Origin of the sequence: Siminovitchia terrae (assembly GCF_003605405.2) — a bacterium.
In the GTDB taxonomy this organism is placed as follows: domain Bacteria; phylum Bacillota; class Bacilli; order Bacillales; family Bacillaceae_C; genus Siminovitchia; species Siminovitchia terrae.
In genome coordinates, this window is record NZ_QYTW02000036.1 from 1 (window position 1) to 16,800 (window position 16,800).

Genomic DNA, 16,800 nt, shown 5'->3' on the forward strand with positions numbered 1-16,800 from the left:
CGGGGATAGCCTAATCAAAACTTTCGGTTATGAAGGTATTATTAGGAATCTCCCACTTCAAACAGACCATAAGGATGTTAAGTGGGAGTAGTTCAATAATGGATCGTGTAATAATATGGATGAATGTTGTCAAAGGTAAATATTAGAAAAAAGAGGAGATTATATGGAGAAAGTCATTTCGTCAAACGTTTCAAGAGCTATTCAGACAAAGCTTGTATTGCCGCCAGATACAAATCATTTAGGCACTATTTTTGGAGGAACTGTTTTATCCTACATAGATGAAATTGCTGTGATTGCGGCGATGAAGCATTCGAAGAAAACGGTTGTGACTGCTGCAATAGATACCGTTAATTTTGTATCTTCCGCGAAAAGCGGTGATATTCTATCGTTGGAAGCGTTTGTTCTGTCCACGGGCAACACATCCATGAAAGTGTATGTCAAAGTGGAAAGTAAAGATCTGGCAACTGATCAGAAAAAACTTACAACGACCTCTACAGTTACATTGGTTGCGCTTGATGAAAATAAAAAGCCTACCCCAGTGCCGAAGGTGAGATTGGAATCCGACTGGGAAAAGGAACTGTTGTTGAACCTCTAAAGGGGCTGTCCAGAAAGTCAGTGAAAACTGATTTTCTGTGACAGCTTTTTTTCATTTTAGAGTACTTCATTGAAGATCATTTGGCCTTCTCTCAAATCATTTACTTTCAGACGCTTGTTACGTTTTATGTAAATACTTTTAAATTTTAAATTGTTATTTTGGTCTTCAAATAAAATAACCTCTTTTATTTGGATTGTCAGTTTGAACAACCTGTTCAAGCTTATCATTCCCGATTTCCTCGAAAACGACCGGAAGTTCTATGTAATTAACTTCATTCAGCAGAAGTCTCCCACTTCTGTAAGTGGTGAGATGAATGCAAATTGGTATTCCATTCAGCGGGGGTTCAAACCCCGGCTGAATAAAGTTAAAGCCTCCGGCGGATGCCACAGATTTTCAGAGGAAATTTATCGAGCTTAAGCTCGATAAAATCTAGGCGCAAATACGCCAAGGCGCATTTGATTTTGATCTTCAGCAGAAGTAACATCAGATTTTTTCTCTGGTACTTCAGTATTATTGGCCTCGGATTGTTGATTATTTTTTGGTTCTATTGATTGTGGGGTATTGCTTTCGTCAGCATTCGTCGTATCCTTTGCCTGGTCATTCTTTTCAGTGCATGCTGCTATACAAGGGCACTTAAACATAAGATGAGTGAGTTTTTCATAGTACAACACTCCTATCTAGCCGAAAAAATTTTTGAGCACCGAACCATTATATTTTTACTTTTTTATTAATGCCATAATAAAGGCTTATATTGGACGAAAAAAAATATTGGGAATTTTATCAAAGGGCTTGAAAAAATTTGTCGAAACCGTACAATATTTAATGTAATTATGTTAACGTTCGTATTTTTATCTCAAATAAAGGAATGGAGTGTATTATGGATATCATCAAAGACATATTGGCAGCATTAAGTGTAGTACTGAATGGACTTCCACAGGGACTCCTGGCATTAACCTTCGGTTTTGCTTCGGTACCAACAGCTCTCGCATTTATAATAGGTGCAGGCGGAAATGCAATAATGGGCTCTGTTCCGGTTATTTCTTATCAGGCGGAAACAATCACGCTGGCTGGAACAATGGGTAAAAACATGCGTGAACGGCTTTCCATGATCTTTTTTGGTGCCATGATCATGGTGCCAATCGGCTTATTCGGGTTGTTGGAGAAAATTGTTGACTGGATCGGACCTGTAATCACAAGTGGGATGATGGCTGGTGTTGGTATTATGTTAACTAAAGTGGCCTGGGATATGGCGAAAAACAATCAATTAATTGGGATTACGTCTTTTGCCAGTGCTCTTATTGTATATATGGCGACAAAGGATCTTGTTTATACGATAACCATTTCAGTTATTCTCTCAAGTATCGTCTATTACTTTCTTACAAGAAACAATAAAGCTGAATTGAAAACTCCAGAGAAGGAAAGACTTGTCCGTCAAAAGCTCGTTCTTAATCCGATGGTGATCCGTGGAGCATTGGCAATGGTATGTTTGAACATAGGGGCAAATATCGCTTTTGGTAAGATAAATGGAGAAATTGCGCAAACAAACGTCAATGTCGATGTACTGACCGTGATTAGCAGCTTGGCAGACATGGTATCGTCGTTTTTTGGAGGCGCGCCGGTTGAGGTTGTCATTTCAGCAACCGCTAGTGCTCCACATCCAGTTTGGTCAGGTGTTCTGATGATGGTGATCATGGCTGTCATTCTATTTGCTGGGCTTCTTCCTAAGATAGGACGATTTGTACCAAGTGCTTCCATAGCAGGATTTTTATTTGTATTAGGTGCAATTGTCACATTGCCAGGAAATGCTGCTGCTTCATTTTCTACTGGGGAGCCGGCTTCCGGTCTAGTCGGCGGGATCACAATGGTTGTCACGGCAATTACCGATCCATTTCTTGGCATGCTGGCAGGATTAATTATACAATTTTTAATAGGACTATTTGGTTTTTAAGGAGATGGTTAGATGGAGACTTATACATTAACGATTGGGGATATAAAAAGAGAGCTGCCGATAGTTGCTGTATCGGATGAGCTTAGTATCGCAAGCTTTGTTATTCTGGGAGATACGGAGCTGGTATCATACACTGCACCAATTCTCGCAAGCAAATTGCCGGAAGTGGATGTTTTGGTTACAGCAGAAGCGAAGGGAATCCCGCTCATATATGAATTGTCAAAGCAGCTTGGCATGAAGCAGTATGTTGTTGCACGAAAAAGCATCAAACCTTATATGGAGTCCCCTTTGGTCAACGAAGTTGAGTCCATAACTACCCAGAAAAAACAGATATTATGCTTGGACAGTGACGATGTTCAGCAGATCAAAGGAAAAAGGGTGGCTATTATCGATGATGTGATCAGTACAGGACAGTCCGTGCGCGGCTTGGAAGAGCTAGTTGTTCAGGCGGGCGGTATAGTTGCTGCAAAAGCTGCTATTTTAGCTGAAGGAAATGCAGCGGGAAGAGAAGACATCATCTACTTGGAGAAGTTACCGTTATTCAGAAACAAGCTTTCGAAATAACATGAGGGAAAAAGGCGTCATTCTGAACAAAGTGGTCAGAAGGCGCCTTTTTAAGTTTTTTGGGGATACGACAGACGGAGGTCCTATTTTCCATTGGCGTACAGGTAGTAGTGGCGTCTTGAGCAGTCTGTTTAACTTGATTCAGCAGAAGTCTCCCACTTCTATAAGTTGTGAGATGAATGCCTATTGGTATTCCACTCAGTGGGGGTTCAAACCCCGGCTGAATAAAGTTAAAGCCTCCGGCTGATGACACAGATTTACAGAGGAAATTTATCGAGCGAAGCTCGATAAATTCTGGGCGCAAATACGCCAAGGCGCATTTGATAAATTGCTGTGGACTAAGGAACAGCTTTATCAGCATTCGCTTTACGCTATTATGGTTATTCTTCCTTATAAAACCTCTCACCAGTTTCAGGGTTATAGTAAACAGTCAATTTTTTGTTTGTCGTGGGGTCGATGGATATTTCATTCGTCCGCTGGAAGCCGTCAGGGACTTCACGCCCATGTTTCTTTTTAAAGCGTTTGTCCCATATGAACCATGAGATGATAATTAAAAAAATGAATATCAATATCTGGAGGCCATAAAAGCTAATGATCCACTCCAACTAACTAGACCTCTTCCACAATCACCGCTGTTCCATACGCGATGATTTCACTCATATTTTGCCCGATTTCCCCCGAATCGAATCGCATCATTGTTACTGCGTTGGCTCCCATTGCCCTAGCATTTTCCACCATTCGGTCAATTGCCTGTTTCCTGGCATCTTCAAGCATTTCCGTGTACTGGCTGATTTCTCCACCCAACAATCCCTTGAAAGATGCCACAATATCCTTTCCCACGCCCCTTGCTCTAACCGTAATTCCGAACACAGGCCCTTTTGTTTCAACGATTTTGTGATTGGCAATATTTTCAGTTGTTACGATAAGCATATTTTCTCGCTTCCTCTCGATATGATATATTATCTTTGTTACGGATGAAAAACAGTTAGGTTTCAAATTATTTTATGTAGGTTATGGGTCAAAATATTAACCAATATCATCAGTGTAGAAAGGATATCTTATGAACAAAATTTTTACGAGAGACCTTAAGAACATCAGTACAAATTGGGCGGCTGCCATTATTATCGGAGGTCTTATCTTGCTTCCCTCCTTATATGCATGGTTGAATATCGCGGCGATGTGGGATCCTTATTCCCACACCAATCAAATCCCCGTGGGTCTTGTTAATGAAGATAAAGGGGCGATTGTAAGGGATAAGCATATTGATGCCGGAAAAGAATTGGTAAATGAACTGAATGGAAACAAAGACCTGGACTGGCATTTTACCAATCGTAAAAAAGCAATGAAGGAACTGCGAAATGGGGACTATTTTGCTGTTATCATTGTTCCTGAGAATTTCTCTGAGAGCTTGGGTACTGTCATTTCGGATCATCCCAAAAAGGCAAAAGTGGAATATTATGTAAACGAAAAAGTGAACTCTATATCCCCGAAGATTACTCAAAAGGGGGCATCCATGATTGTTGAACAAGTCAGCAGCAAATTCATTGGTACAGTGAATGGAGTTATTTTTGAACTATTCAATGAAATTGGGATTGAATTGCAGAAAGACTTGCCAGATATCAAACAATTTGAACAATATGTATTCACCCTGGAAGAAGATCTTCCGGAAATTAATAAATTAATTAACAACTCACTGCAAGATGCTTCTTCTGCAGAAGAAATGATTGATAAAGCACAGGGAATGATACCTGAAGCAAGGCAATTAACAAGTGATGGTCTGGAAACGATTAATAAAACATCCGCTTTTTTATCAGATGCAGAAAATAGGCTTCAGGAGATGGCTCCAAAGATTAATGCAGATATACAGAAGATTCAAAAGGTCGCATCAGATATCAACGAATTTCTTGGAAAGGTTCAAGGAAAGGAGATTGATTTGAGCAAAGGCGACCAAATCAACAATCAGCTTCAATCCCAGTTGACTGAGGCGCTTGGGACTCTCGATACCATACAGGCAGTATTGACTGAGGCTAAAGGTCTGAACAACGCCCCAAAAAATCAGGACATTGACCAAAATGAAGGTGAAAGCCAGAATAATATACCTCAAATTGACCTGACCCAGATTGACCAGGCCATTGAAAAAACAAGTCAATTAAAAAGTGACCTTCAGCAAGTACAGAACAAAGCTTCTGAAATAAACGGGGTGCTTGAGGAGAAGAAGAAGGAATTCAATGAAACTATCGGCAGTCTTCAACAGCTGGCTGGAGATACTTCTGTGAAAATTGATGCTTTTGCAAAAGAGTATAAAGAAAATGTTGAACCAACTGTTATGAATGAAATTTCCAAGGCACAGAAGACTTTATCTAGTGCAAGAGAGATGCTGACTGAAATACAGGTTTCGTTGCCTGAAGTTGAAAAAATATTGCACAGAACAGATAAAAATTTGAGCAAAGGAAAAGATGCTCTTGAATATGCGCATGGGGAATTTCCTTATGTAAATGAGAAGGTTCGCGAGCTTGCAGATAAAATCAGGAAATTACAAGGAGAAGCGAATCTGAATGATATCATACAGCTACTTTTGAATGATCCAACTGCGGAAAGAAGTTTCTTTGAAGAGCCCGTTCAATTAAATGAAAACAAGATTTTCCCAATTAAAAACTATGGAACGGGAATGACTCCTTTTTATACGGTTTTATCGATATGGGTTGGAGCGCTTCTTTTAATATCTCTATTGTCAACCGATTTGAGAAATCATGAAGACTTTACTGGAAGACAAATATACTTTGGCAGGCTCTTCACCTTTTTAAGCATAGGGTTTCTACAGACGTTGATTGTGGTATGTGGAGACTTGTTCATTCTCGGGGTTCCTGTCCGCCATCCTTTTTGGATGATTCTGTTTGGTCTTTTTATCAGCCTTGTGTTTGTGCTGATTGTATACACGCTTGTTTCGGTGTTCGGGAATATTGGAAAAGCATTGGCGATTGTTATGCTTGTTTTGCAGATTGCCGGTTCAGGTGGAACATATCCTGTCGTCTTGCTGCCGGAGTTCTTCCAGGTCATCAGTCCGTTATTACCTTTTACCTATTCGGTCGACTTGATGAGGGAAGCAATCGGGGGCATTGTTTGGCAATCGGTTACAAAGGATTTGATTGCCCTAGCTCTGTTCGGGTTGGCAGCCTTGCTGTTTGGTACTTTCCTTAAAGAACCAGTTAACAGAAGAACGAAGGCATTCCTTGCAAAATCAAAGGAGGTTGATATTCTTCATTAATGATCCATTGCCGATACGTAATTGTCCCAGGGGCTTGATCATAGGCAGCTGAGTATGACAGAAAGCTGATCAATCCCTATCTTGTTTCGGGTGAAATGCTGCCCGGCGAAGGTTAAACCCTGTGATTAAAGTTAATATTTAAAAAAGACGAAGAAGCTGGGACATAAGTTGAAAACTAATGGATATTAGTAACAATTCGTGAAAATAAAGCCGCGTGAAATCAAGTTTTTTACATTTGATTTCATGCGGTTTATTCATGTTTATAGGGGTTTGTCCCAATTTTATGATCAAATGCGATAAGAAATACTATCAGAGCCATACCATGGCTTTTCCAAGGTAGTCTCTTTCATCCAAAAATAAAACTTCTCATTTGGATAACTTCTGGGAAGAAGTGCATGATTTTTATAAAGTGAATCGGAAACCTAAAGATGCTCAAGTGAGCAAAAAAATTAAGCGGGTGACATGAGATGCGAAACAACAAAATTCAAATTTTGCCTATTATTGCTTCTGTAGGAATAGGAGCAGCTGCATACAGTATGATGACTGGGCGGGGCGGACAGCTCTCAAACATGATTCCTCAATTGTCGAACATGGGACAGAGAAAAGGTGGCAATCAAACCCGGTCTATGGGATAAAAATGAAAAAGCCAAGAAACGCCATGCACTTGGTCGTCTCTTGGCTTCTAAAAATCAGCCCGGAAAACAACTGCTCTAGGATGGAATTTTTTAGTAATATCCAACAAAGGCAGTTCCAACAATGATTAAGAGGATAAACAATACGACAATCAAAGCAAAGCCTGATCCAAAGCCTCCTCCTGCATAGCCACTCATAAAAGCACCCCCTTATCCTTAGCTTTCATTATAGAATATGGGAATTTCCAACTCTGGTTAAGACAAGTATCCCAATATGATAAAAAATATACGAATAAACCATGTATCTAGGTGAAAACTGATTTTCATTCAACGACAACTGGATTACCTTAGACAGGCTTGAAATACGGATACCTGACAGAGGAGTCAGAGATTTCTAAGTAAGGAGCTGTGTTTCGATATTTTTCCATATCCACCATCGAGAGAAATTCCATAAGCTTTTAGGTCTTCAAGGCACAATTACTGTTATGGTTGCCCATTTTTAAAGGTTGACTACTCACCTTCATCTGGCGAATTAAATTCATGGATTCGATTACAAAAAATAGGATCGAAGTGAAAAATACATATGATTAAATCAATGAAGATTCCTCAATTTGCCTGCATAAAATATCGGATAAGGGGGATTGTTTAATGGATAAAAAACAGGAATTCTTGATTATTTTTATAACATGCATCTTGTTGGTTTTTACTTTGTATATATTTAGAGGCTTCATACCTATGGTAAGCAACAGCAATGACATAGGTATGCTCGATATAAAAAGGAGCCATTGAAGTGGGAATAAAATTTATTTAGGTGTCTTTCGTAAGCTTTTTGTTTAACTTCATTCAGCAGAAGTCTCCCACTTCTGTAAGTGGTGAGATGAATACCTATTGGTATTAATCTCAGTGGGGGTTCAAACCCCGGCTGAATAAAGTCAAAGCCTCCGGCGGATGCCACAGATTTTCAGAGTAAATTTATCGAGCGAAGCTCGATAAAATCTGGGCGCAAATACGTCAAGGCGCATTTGATAGATGACAGGAATATTAATTTATTTACACTTATACCAAAGTCTGCTACTGTAATAATAAACTTTTTATTCAGTAAAGTGGGGATGACAGGTATGGACACGATTGTATCTCTTGAAGGAGTTTCTTGGAAAAGGNTAAATTTATCGAGCGAAGCTCGATAAAATCTGGGCGCAAATACGTCAAGGCGCATTTGATAGATGACAGGAATATTAATTTATTTACACTTATACCAAAGTCTGCTACTGTAATAATAAACTTTTTATTCAGTAAAGTGGGGATGACAGGTATGGACACGATTGTATCTCTTGAAGGAGTTTCTTGGAAAAGGGACGGAAGGGAAATTCTAAGCGGCATCGATTGGAGAATGCAGAAGGGAGAGCATTGGGGCATTCTTGGACTAAACGGATCGGGTAAAACTTCTATTCTGAATATCGTATCGGGTTATCATTTTCCTTCGGAAGGAAATGTAACGGTGCTTGATCACCAATTCGGGAAATCATATTTGCCGGATCTTCGCAAGGAGATCGGCTTTGTCAGTAGCTCTTTAAACCGCTTTTCTCATATTATTGAGTATGAATCGATCGAAGAAATCATTGTAAGCGGAAAATTTGCTTCCTTTGGCATTTATGAGGAGGTAGCAAAAGCTGATTGGGAAAAAGCGGATGAACTAATTGAAAGATTCAGATTGGGTAAGTTGAAAGGGAAGCCGTATCATCTGCTGTCTCAAGGAGAGAGAAGAAGGGTTCTGATAGCACGTTCTTTAATGAATGATCCAAAATTATTAATATTGGACGAGCCATGTACAGGGCTTGATATTTTATCAAGGGAGCAAGTTTTGGCCTTGACAAAAGAAATTGACAGAAGCAACTGCAGCGTCATTTATGTCACTCACCATATTGAGGAGCTAGTCGAGGATATTACACATGTATTGCTACTAAGTGAGGGAACAATGGTGGCGGCTGGTCCAAAAGAAGAAGTGATAAAAGACGAATTATTATCCGAGACGTTTCATCTTCCAGTCAGCGTGCGCTGGGAAGAGAACAGGCCATGGCTTTCAGTCTCCCAAATCGCAAAAGTCAATATTTAAAAAGCGAAAAGCCGGCTGGATTCCCGGCTTTTCGCTTTTTAAGCATAACCTAATTTATAGATAGGGACGAGTGTTTCAAATGTATCTCTTGCCAATGAAATGAATTTGTCACCATCTTGGACTATCGGGTCATCAGCCGCGATATGTCTTCCGATGAGAAATTCCGCTTTTTTGACATCGCGGAAGCGTTCAAGCGTTTTTTTCAGATCTATTTCTTCAAGTGTGACGGCATCCTTTTTCATATGGTCCATGGAGATGACAAACTCGCCAGGGACTTTCTCTTGGATTTCAGCCATATGATTCAGGAATTTCTTAGCGATCTCACTCTTGTCTGGCAGCTCATATATATAAGCAAGCCAAAGAAAGGCATGGTCATCAAAAAGCCCAACTTGAAAGTGAGGGTGCTTCTTATATCCCCGCTTGTTATTTGCGATAGCCAGCCAAGTGTCTTGGGGTGGATTTACCGTTCTTCTGGCATGTCTAGCAATATGTAAAAACATTTCAGTTCCGATCATAGAACTTAAATCAGATGTTAAAGCTTCTCCAATGTTTTTAAACTTTGGCTGAATTCTATTTTGGATGGCCGCCATTCTTTCATCCAGGCCGTCAATGTGAAAAGTCTGAAAGTCATTTTTTGTAAAACCGTCAAACTGCATTCGATAACCCCTCTTTCATTAGATATTCTATAGTTTACCAAATTTTTCACTATGTATAATGTATTTGCATTCAAAATAAAAAAACGGGTGTTTGCCAAGATAATTATCAAAGGTTATGAATGTCATTGTGATGATGGCAATCGAGCTCCTGATGCTGTTAATGTATCTGTTCTCAAATCTTCTTTAAATCTCTTCTTTTACTCTGAAATCGCAGCACGCTCTTTTATTCTTCCAGCCTGCTAGATAAGTGGTTTATCCATATAGAAAGCATCGGGAGCCGCTGCCAATAAAAAATGACCTTTAGACAACACATTAACTATGTTGCTCTAAGCACGCAACTCTTCGATCCGCTTTTTTTCATAATGTCCTTCCAAATATAGTGAATGCCATTTACCAAGAACTTTCTTTGCTGCATCCAGTTCATTCATCATTTTATTGCAATTATCATCAAGGTACGCTGTATAGGCATCCCTAAAATGCCGGGTGATTTTCTCAGTAGGGCCAATTATGGCTAGCTTTCCGCGAATGTTTGGTTCTTCTCTTAATTTGCCGGCCTGGTGAAGAATGTGGACCATGGCGATATCCGCCATATCCTGCAGGGGATCCACCTTCTGACTGCGTGCCCGGAATGCTGCTATCCGTCCAATTGTTTCGGCGTCAGCGGTTTTTCCCAGCATTGTATAATGGGATGATAGTGAATAGAAAAGAGCTCCGGCAATTGGGTGATCCGAATGATTTCGAATAGCTTCCTCAGCAGCCTGAACCGTTTCAGGCCGCCAATTTGTTCCTTCGGGATCTTCCTGCATCATCCGGTAACTCAATAAGACGAGCTCCTTTCCTGGTTGTTTCCTGGAAAGCATTGCGAGCAGCCGTCCGTCTGTCTGCATGCCATTATTCTCTGTTGGAATCAGGTTAATGGAGCCAAATAGCAGGTTGATCATACCAAATGTAAGCAAGATTCCTGATGGCACTTTCGTGTAGGCAAGGAGGATAGCGATAACCGCGGTAAGTAAATTCACTAATGGGCCACCGAAAATGTATAATCTTAATTTTTGGATTAGCTCTTTATCTGTAAGCCTATCAGGAAAACGAAGCATTGCTCGCCCCATATACCCTAATGCAGGCATTTGGATTAAAAATAACGACTTGTCCTCCGAACGGACATAGACGAATGGACCGATACTCATGTTCATAAAGACCATGCCCGCTGCTTTTCCAGCGATTGCATGGCCGCATTCGTGGATAATAAGAGCAATGAATATGCTCACAAAAATAGCAGCACCGATCACCAACATGTTTTTGGCATCGATAACAACATCATGTTTATATAAATAAGGCAGAAAGACTGGCCAGAGTCCGATTCCTATGACCAGGCCAAAAACTAGCTGCTTACAATTTCTTTTTTTCGGATTTGTCGAAGGTTCTCCTTGTTTCATTTCTGCTACAATCCCCCTTTTTGTTTATCAATCCACACCCATGTTTCCACTTATACGGCCTGAAGGTCTTGCAGGTTTCATCTAACTAATAATATCCATGGATGATTGAATTCGGGCAAAGCTTGGCATTTTAAAAATTTTGATGTTAAATTGGTTAGAACATATGTTGTTTTATGTATAATGATAAATGAATTATATGATACAATGATGGTTAGTATGAAAGAGGAGAGAAACCATTGTACGAATACATCAAAGGGACTGTTGAGCATATCGGTCCCGAATATATTGTGATAGAAAATAATGGAATCGGCTATCAGATTTTGACGCCGAATCCTTTCCTTTTTTCAGTGAAAAAGGGTGTAGAGACCGTCATCTATACATATCAGCATGTCCGAGAGGACATCCTTGCACTTTATGGCTTTGGAACCAATACTGAAAGGGAGATGTTCAAGAAGCTAATCAGTGTTTCCGGAATCGGCCCTAAAGGCGCCTTGGCTATCTTGGCATTCGGAGAGCCTGAACAAGTCATCCAAGCAATTGAAATGGAAGATGAGAAGTTTTTGACTAAGTTTCCTGGAGTTGGTAAGAAAACGGCCAGACAAATGATCCTCGATTTGAAGGGGAAACTGCATGATGTTCTTCCTGAAGGAATGGTGGAAGCTGCGGCAGATGTCGATCATGAGGCAGTGGGAGCAGCTTCTGACGGTTTGGCCGAACTAGATGAAGCGATGCTTGCGCTTGCGGCATTGGGATACTCTGACCGAGAGTTGAAAAAAATACGTCCAAAACTGGCAAAGGATGTTCTGACAACAGACCAATATATTAAAAGTGCACTTCAAATGCTTCTGAAACAATAACATGGAAGGAGTGATCATGGATGGAGGAAAGGGTGCTTTCTGGAGAAGCGTCTATGAATGATGTGTCTTTTGAACAAAGTCTCCGTCCGCAGTCGCTTTCCCAATATATCGGCCAGGACAAAGTGAAAAGCAATCTGTCCATCTTTATTGAAGCGGCAAAAATGAGAAAAGAAGCACTTGACCATGTGTTGCTGTATGGTCCGCCCGGGCTCGGAAAAACAACGCTGGCAGTGGTAATTGCCAACGAAATGGGCGTGAATGTAAGGACTACGTCCGGGCCCGCTATTGAACGGCCAGGGGATTTAGCAGCTATTCTTACTTCACTCGAACCTGGAGAGGTTCTGTTTATAGATGAAATCCACCGATTACCGCGTGCAATTGAAGAGGTTTTATATCCAGCAATGGAAGACTATTGTCTTGATATTGTGATTGGAAAAGGCCCGGAAGCGCGATCTGTCAGGCTGGACTTGCCTCCATTTACCTTAGTCGGTGCCACCACGCGTGCCGGGGCTGTTTCTGCTCCTTTGCGCGATCGCTTTGGAGTGCTGTGCCGGTTGGAATATTATAATGACAAACAGCTCACCGATATTGTTGTCAGGACTGCTGAAATACTCGACACTAAAATTGATTGGGACGGAGCTGTTGAGATTGCGAGGCGTTCAAGGGGAACTCCTCGAATCGCCAACCGTCTACTCAGGAGAGTGCGTGACTTTGCACAGGTGCGCGCAAATGGCATCATTACACTTCCATTGGCTGATCAAGCGCTTGAACTGCTCCAGGTAGACAAACTTGGGCTTGACCACATTGACCATAAGCTTCTGAGAGGGATTATTGAGAAGTTCAGGGGTGGTCCTGTTGGAATTGATACGATTGCTGCTAGTATAGGGGAGGAATCAACCACAATTGAAGATGTTTATGAACCCTATCTCCTACAAATCGGATTCCTTCAGCGGACTCCAAGGGGACGGATGGTAACGCAACAAGTATATGAACATTTCAAATTGGAGGTGCCGCACCCTTGAACGGGATGGCGAAACTTTTAATGGTTGCCGGTGCTGTGATTTTTATTGCGGGGTTTTTGATACATTTTCTTAATCTTGGAAGGCTTCCTGGTGATATTGTGATCAAAAAAGGGAATGCAACTTTCTTTTTCCCTGTTATGACATCTATCATCATCAGCATCATTTTATCGGCAATCTTTTTTCTAGTTGGGAGGCTTAAATGAATTTTGAAAGTAGACATGTTTGATTTCAACCTGCCTGAGGAGTTGATTGCGCAGACACCGCTGGAAAATCGATCCTCAAGCAGGTTGATGGTGTTAAATAAGCAAACGGGTGAGGTTAAACACGAAACGTTCAGGAAACTGATCGATTATTTGAATCCTGGCGACTGCCTTGTTTTAAACGATACAAAAGTACTGCCTGCCCGTTTGTTCGGAATAAAAACGGACACAGGGGCAAAAGTTGAAGTGCTTTTGCTTAAACAAACAAATGAAGATCGTTGGGAGACACTTGTCAAGCCGGCAAAGCGGGTTAAAAAGGGGACTGAAATCTCTTTTGGTGACGGCCGGCTGAAAGCAGTTTGCACGGGGACGGAAGACCATGGCGGCAGGCTGTTTGAGTTTCAATATGAAGGTATCTTTTATGAAATTTTGGATTCACTTGGGAAGATGCCCCTTCCTCCATACATAAAAGAACAGCTTGAAGATCAAGGCAGATATCAGACGGTATACGCTCGAGAAAGGGGATCAGCTGCTGCTCCGACGGCCGGTCTCCATTTTACAAATGAAATACTTGAATCATTGAAAGAAAAAGGGGTACACGTGGCTTTTGTTACCCTTCATGTAGGACTTGGAACATTCAGGCCTGTGAGTGTGGATAGTGTTGAAGATCATGATATGCATGCCGAGTTTTACCGCATGTCGAAGGAGACGGCTGCCCTTCTGAACCAAGTGAAAAAGGATGGGGGCAGAATCATTTCGGTAGGAACTACTTCTACGAGGACACTTGAAACGATTGCAAGGGAGAATGGAGGTTTGTTTAAAGCTGGGAACGGCTGGACTGACATTTTTATTTACCCGGGATATGAATTCCGGGCCATTGACGGGCTGGTTACGAATTTTCATTTGCCAATGTCTACACTGATCATGCTTGTCAGTGCGTTGGCTGGACGTGAATATATTCTGTATGCATACGAAACCGCTGTTCAAGAGAAGTACAGATTTTTCAGTTTCGGGGATGCTATGTTGATTATTTAACTTCATTCGATAGAAGTCTCCCACTTCTGTAAGTGGTGAGATGAAAGCATATTGGTAATACATTCAGTGGGGTTTCAAACCCCGGCTGAAATAAAGTTAAAGCCTCCGGCGGATGCCACAGATTTTGTCGAGCCAAGCTCGATAAAATCTGGGCGCAAATACGCCAAGGCGCATTTGATTAAGATAAAGAGGAAAGGGGGATGCTCATTGTCGGCTATTACATATGAATTGATCAAGACATGCAAACAGACAGGTGCCAGGCTGGGAATGATCCATACTCCACATGGATCATATGAGACACCTATGTTTATGCCGGTAGGAACACTAGCAACTGTCAAAACGATGAGCCCTGAAGAATTAAAAGAAATGGGCGCGGGTATTATTCTTAGCAATACCTATCATTTATGGCTGCGTCCTGGAGAGGATATTGTTGAAGAGGCTGGAGGGCTTCACAAATTTATGAACTGGGATCAGGGAATTCTGACCGATTCAGGCGGATTTCAGGTATTCAGTTTAAGTGAATTTAGGCAGATTGAAGAAGAAGGAGTTCATTTCAGAAATCATCTAAATGGAGATAAATTATTTCTATCACCTGAAAAGGCAATGTCCATTCAAAATTCCTTAGGGTCTGACATAATGATGGCATTTGATGAATGTCCACCATATCCGGCATCACAGGAGTACATGAAAAACTCGGTGGAACGGACATCACGTTGGGCTGAAAGATGCCTCGCTGCCCACAAGCGCCCTGAAAAACAAGGGCTTTTCGGGATCGTTCAGGGTGGTGAATATGAACAATTACGAAAGCAGAGTGCGAGGGACCTCGTTTCACTTGATTTTCCGGGTTATGCGATTGGCGGCTTGTCTGTAGGTGAACCAAAAGATGTAATGAACCGGGTACTTGAATTTACAACGCCGCTTTTACCGTCTGACAAACCTCGTTATTTGATGGGGGTGGGTTCACCAGACTCTCTTGTTGATGGCGCGATAAGAGGAGTGGACATGTTTGATTGTGTCCTTCCAACACGTATTGCGAGAAATGGTACTCTGATGACAAGTCAGGGGCGTCTCGTTGTGAAAAATGCAGCCTATGCAAGAGATTTTGGACCGTTGGATGAAAATTGTGATTGTTATGCATGCCGAAATTATTCACGTGCCTACGTCCGCCATTTAATTAAATGCAATGAAACTTTCGGAATTAGGCTTACGACTTACCATAATTTATATTTTCTGTTAAAATTGATGAAGCAAGTCAGAGATGCAATCAAAGAAGATCGTCTCGGTGACTTCAGGGAAGAATTTTTTGAGCGCTATGGATTCAATCGTCCTGACGCGAAAAATTTCTAAATAAATGCAATCGAGAAAGGGGGAAAAGCCTTGGCTACACTTGCCAATTTAACACCGTTCCTATTAATGATCGTCTTGTTTTATTTTCTGCTGATCAGACCGAACCAAAAGCGGCAAAAGGCAGTCCAAACAATGCAGAGTAATCTGCAAAAAGGGGACAAGATCATTACAATTGGAGGCCTTCATGGTACGATTGATGCCATTGATGAAGGGACAGTCGTCATTCTTTGCGGTGATGGAAGCAGACTTACATATGATCGCAATGCAATACGGGAAGTTGCTCAATCTTAATACATAAAAAAGAAGCGTATTCGTTTGACGCTTCTTTTTTATATAAGAAATGATAAAATACTTAAGTTTTGAGTAGCCTATTTTTCACTAAATGTTGAGTCGAGCTTCGACGCACAGGGATGTTCTAGTGCAGGCGAAGCGACAGGGTATCGCGTTCTAAGCCTGCTGAGTCCATCGGGGCAAGGGTTAAGCCAATCCGCTTTTGAAGGACTCCGCCTTCTTTAGCGTTCGTCTAGCTTTGCGCCTATAAACAGGAACTCTCCGCTTTTCTCTTCTCCAGCTACAACGCCTATCCCCGCGTGGCGATAAGCCATTTTTCAGTGGTGTCTGAGGAAGGGATTATTCTTATGCTTGTCGGGGCTTAGCACGGCGTTTTCGCATTTCAACTCAATAAGAGACGCTTGCTTTTGTTTTATTCAATGGTGCTGCTGCTGCGTCGGACCTCCCGCGATATTCACCCCTAGTACGCCTCCCATCATGGCGGTCAATGTATAACATGTGTAATAAATGAGTTGTTCCAATGTGAAAAGGGAACCGTGGCCTAAATATTGATATAACAAAATAATCAAGCTGTATAAAAGACCTGTTGCTCCTCCCAGCACCCATCCTTTTTGCCTGCCTTTGCCTCCACAGATGAACCCCCCGGCAAATACACTGAAAAAGGAAATAATCGTGATAAGTAAACGGATAGATTTTTCCTGAGTATTTGTGAAAGATAAAATGAATGAAAAAACTAAACTTGTAATTGCAGCGAGAAGAAATATCGTTATGACACCATATAAAACGGATACCCCGAAATTCTTTGCTTCGATCATCTTTCACTCCTTTCTTTAAACATT

General features: G+C 41.3%; 21 protein-coding genes. 14 read left to right on the forward strand and 7 right to left on the reverse strand.

Going from position 1 to position 16,800, the window contains the following annotated elements; translation table 11 throughout:
• Positions 1-163: 163 nt before the first annotated feature.
• Positions 164-595: an acyl-CoA thioesterase gene (locus D5F11_RS23120; RefSeq protein WP_120118882.1), complete on the forward strand. Its 432-nt coding sequence runs from the start codon at positions 164-166 to the stop codon at positions 593-595.
• Between the two features lie 201 nt (positions 596-796).
• On the forward strand, positions 797-1,012 hold the full coding sequence (locus D5F11_RS23125) for a hypothetical protein (protein WP_126646669.1): 216 nt from the start codon (positions 797-799) through the stop codon (positions 1,010-1,012).
• Here D5F11_RS23125 and D5F11_RS23130 read toward each other — a convergent pair.
• A complete protein-coding gene (locus tag D5F11_RS23130; RefSeq protein WP_126646670.1) occupies positions 1,009-1,263 on the reverse strand; it encodes a hypothetical protein in 255 nt (84 codons plus the stop codon). The genes D5F11_RS23125 and D5F11_RS23130 overlap by 4 nt on opposite strands.
• A 209-nt stretch (positions 1,264-1,472) precedes the next feature.
• On the opposite strand from D5F11_RS23130, the gene D5F11_RS23135 reads away from it, so the two are divergent.
• From D5F11_RS23135 to D5F11_RS23145, 3 genes are read left to right on the forward strand one after another with little or no spacing between them, the layout of a single operon-like run.
• Entirely contained in the window at positions 1,473-2,543 is a 1,071-nt protein-coding gene (locus D5F11_RS23135) for an NCS2 family permease (RefSeq protein WP_120118880.1), read from the forward strand.
• A gap of 12 nt (positions 2,544-2,555) precedes the next feature.
• On the forward strand, positions 2,556-3,107 hold the full coding sequence (locus D5F11_RS23140) for a phosphoribosyltransferase family protein (RefSeq protein ID WP_120118879.1): 552 nt from the start codon (positions 2,556-2,558) through the stop codon (positions 3,105-3,107).
• 1 nt (position 3,108) lies between these two features.
• Complete coding sequence (locus D5F11_RS23145; RefSeq protein WP_126646671.1) at positions 3,109-3,354, forward strand: hypothetical protein; 246 nt, start codon at positions 3,109-3,111, stop codon at positions 3,352-3,354.
• A gap of 133 nt (positions 3,355-3,487) precedes the next feature.
• Here D5F11_RS23145 and D5F11_RS23150 read toward each other — a convergent pair whose 3' ends face one another.
• The gene (locus tag D5F11_RS23150) at positions 3,488-3,712 is read right to left on the reverse strand and encodes a hypothetical protein (protein WP_120118877.1); all 225 of its coding nucleotides are present in this window, start codon (positions 3,710-3,712) and stop codon (positions 3,488-3,490) included.
• Between the two features lie 4 nt (positions 3,713-3,716).
• Positions 3,717-4,037 (reverse strand): YbjQ family protein, encoded by a 321-nt coding sequence (locus D5F11_RS23155; RefSeq protein WP_120118876.1) that lies wholly within the window; start codon positions 4,035-4,037, stop codon positions 3,717-3,719.
• Between the two features lie 130 nt (positions 4,038-4,167).
• On the opposite strand from D5F11_RS23155, the gene D5F11_RS23160 reads away from it, so the two are divergent.
• Both D5F11_RS23160 and D5F11_RS26975 read left to right on the forward strand, forming a co-directional pair.
• Positions 4,168-6,372: a YhgE/Pip domain-containing protein gene (locus D5F11_RS23160; protein ID WP_120118875.1), complete on the forward strand. Its 2,205-nt coding sequence runs from the start codon at positions 4,168-4,170 to the stop codon at positions 6,370-6,372.
• A 467-nt stretch (positions 6,373-6,839) separates the two neighbouring features.
• Positions 6,840-7,007, forward strand: coding sequence for a hypothetical protein (locus D5F11_RS26975; RefSeq protein ID WP_185830876.1), 168 nt, complete (start codon positions 6,840-6,842; stop codon positions 7,005-7,007).
• 90 nt (positions 7,008-7,097) lie between these two features.
• Here the strand turns inward: D5F11_RS26975 and D5F11_RS23165 are convergent, their stop codons facing one another.
• Positions 7,098-7,202 carry a YjcZ family sporulation protein gene (locus tag D5F11_RS23165; protein ID WP_120118874.1) on the reverse strand — a complete coding sequence of 35 codons (105 nt, stop codon included), beginning with the start codon at positions 7,200-7,202 and terminating at the stop codon, positions 7,098-7,100.
• A gap of 1,114 nt (positions 7,203-8,316) precedes the next feature.
• On the opposite strand from D5F11_RS23165, the gene D5F11_RS23170 reads away from it, so the two are divergent.
• Positions 8,317-9,117: an ABC transporter ATP-binding protein gene (locus D5F11_RS23170; protein ID WP_120118873.1), complete on the forward strand. Its 801-nt coding sequence runs from the start codon at positions 8,317-8,319 to the stop codon at positions 9,115-9,117.
• 38 nt (positions 9,118-9,155) lie between these two features.
• Here the strand turns inward: D5F11_RS23170 and D5F11_RS23175 are convergent, their stop codons facing one another.
• Both D5F11_RS23175 and D5F11_RS23180 read right to left on the reverse strand, forming a co-directional pair.
• Positions 9,156-9,773, reverse strand: a complete 618-nt coding sequence (locus tag D5F11_RS23175) for a YktB family protein (protein ID WP_120118872.1) — start codon at positions 9,771-9,773, stop codon at positions 9,156-9,158.
• Between the two features lie 326 nt (positions 9,774-10,099).
• Positions 10,100-11,209, reverse strand: coding sequence for a M50 family metallopeptidase (locus D5F11_RS23180; RefSeq protein WP_120118871.1), 1,110 nt, complete (start codon positions 11,207-11,209; stop codon positions 10,100-10,102).
• A gap of 236 nt (positions 11,210-11,445) precedes the next feature.
• On the opposite strand from D5F11_RS23180, the gene ruvA reads away from it, so the two are divergent.
• The 6 genes from ruvA (at position 11,446) to yajC (ending at position 15,961) form a co-directional block, all read left to right on the forward strand.
• The gene (ruvA, locus tag D5F11_RS23185) at positions 11,446-12,066 is read left to right on the forward strand and encodes a Holliday junction branch migration protein RuvA (RefSeq protein WP_120118870.1); all 621 of its coding nucleotides are present in this window, start codon (positions 11,446-11,448) and stop codon (positions 12,064-12,066) included.
• 20 nt (positions 12,067-12,086) lie between these two features.
• Entirely contained in the window at positions 12,087-13,088 is a 1,002-nt protein-coding gene (ruvB, locus tag D5F11_RS23190; protein WP_120118869.1) for a Holliday junction branch migration DNA helicase RuvB, read from the forward strand.
• Positions 13,085-13,291 (forward strand): DUF2905 domain-containing protein, encoded by a 207-nt coding sequence (locus D5F11_RS23195; RefSeq protein WP_120118868.1) that lies wholly within the window; start codon positions 13,085-13,087, stop codon positions 13,289-13,291. Before ruvB ends, D5F11_RS23195 begins: the two co-directional genes overlap by 4 nt.
• 3 nt (positions 13,292-13,294) lie before the next feature.
• Complete coding sequence (gene queA, locus D5F11_RS23200) at positions 13,295-14,323, forward strand: tRNA preQ1(34) S-adenosylmethionine ribosyltransferase-isomerase QueA (protein WP_120118867.1); 1,029 nt, start codon at positions 13,295-13,297, stop codon at positions 14,321-14,323.
• Between the two features lie 207 nt (positions 14,324-14,530).
• On the forward strand, positions 14,531-15,670 hold the full coding sequence (gene tgt, locus D5F11_RS23205; protein WP_120118866.1) for a tRNA guanosine(34) transglycosylase Tgt: 1,140 nt from the start codon (positions 14,531-14,533) through the stop codon (positions 15,668-15,670).
• 30 nt (positions 15,671-15,700) lie between these two features.
• The gene (yajC, locus tag D5F11_RS23210) at positions 15,701-15,961 is read left to right on the forward strand and encodes a preprotein translocase subunit YajC (RefSeq protein ID WP_120118865.1); all 261 of its coding nucleotides are present in this window, start codon (positions 15,701-15,703) and stop codon (positions 15,959-15,961) included.
• Positions 15,962-16,377: 416 nt separating this feature from the next.
• Here yajC and D5F11_RS23215 read toward each other — a convergent pair whose 3' ends face one another.
• The gene (locus tag D5F11_RS23215; protein ID WP_120118864.1) at positions 16,378-16,776 is read right to left on the reverse strand and encodes a TIGR04086 family membrane protein; all 399 of its coding nucleotides are present in this window, start codon (positions 16,774-16,776) and stop codon (positions 16,378-16,380) included.
• Positions 16,777-16,800: the final 24 nt, after the last annotated feature.

Bases quoted from the DNA above. Each gene is read 5' to 3' on its own strand.
- ruvB (WP_120118869.1), top strand. From the start codon at position 12,087: ATGGAGGAAAGGGTGCTTTCTGGAGAAGCGTCTATGAATGATGTGTCT.
- D5F11_RS23135 (WP_120118880.1), top strand. From the start codon at position 1,473: ATGGATATCATCAAAGACATATTGGCAGCATTAAGTGTAGTACTGAAT.
- D5F11_RS23215 (WP_120118864.1), bottom strand. From the start codon at position 16,776: ATGATCGAAGCAAAGAATTTCGGGGTATCCGTTTTATATGGTGTCATA.
- D5F11_RS23155 (WP_120118876.1), bottom strand. From the start codon at position 4,037: ATGCTTATCGTAACAACTGAAAATATTGCCAATCACAAAATCGTTGAA.
- D5F11_RS23160 (WP_120118875.1), top strand. From the start codon at position 4,168: ATGAACAAAATTTTTACGAGAGACCTTAAGAACATCAGTACAAATTGG.
- D5F11_RS23165 (WP_120118874.1), bottom strand. From the start codon at position 7,202: ATGAGTGGCTATGCAGGAGGAGGCTTTGGATCAGGCTTTGCTTTGATT.
- D5F11_RS23145 (WP_126646671.1), top strand. From the start codon at position 3,109: ATGAGGGAAAAAGGCGTCATTCTGAACAAAGTGGTCAGAAGGCGCCTT.
- D5F11_RS23140 (WP_120118879.1), top strand. From the start codon at position 2,556: ATGGAGACTTATACATTAACGATTGGGGATATAAAAAGAGAGCTGCCG.
- D5F11_RS23175 (WP_120118872.1), bottom strand. From the start codon at position 9,773: ATGCAGTTTGACGGTTTTACAAAAAATGACTTTCAGACTTTTCACATT.
- D5F11_RS26975 (WP_185830876.1), top strand. From the start codon at position 6,840: ATGCGAAACAACAAAATTCAAATTTTGCCTATTATTGCTTCTGTAGGA.
- D5F11_RS23180 (WP_120118871.1), bottom strand. From the start codon at position 11,209: ATGAAACAAGGAGAACCTTCGACAAATCCGAAAAAAAGAAATTGTAAG.
- D5F11_RS23170 (WP_120118873.1), top strand. From the start codon at position 8,317: ATGGACACGATTGTATCTCTTGAAGGAGTTTCTTGGAAAAGGGACGGA.
- D5F11_RS23120 (WP_120118882.1), top strand. From the start codon at position 164: ATGGAGAAAGTCATTTCGTCAAACGTTTCAAGAGCTATTCAGACAAAG.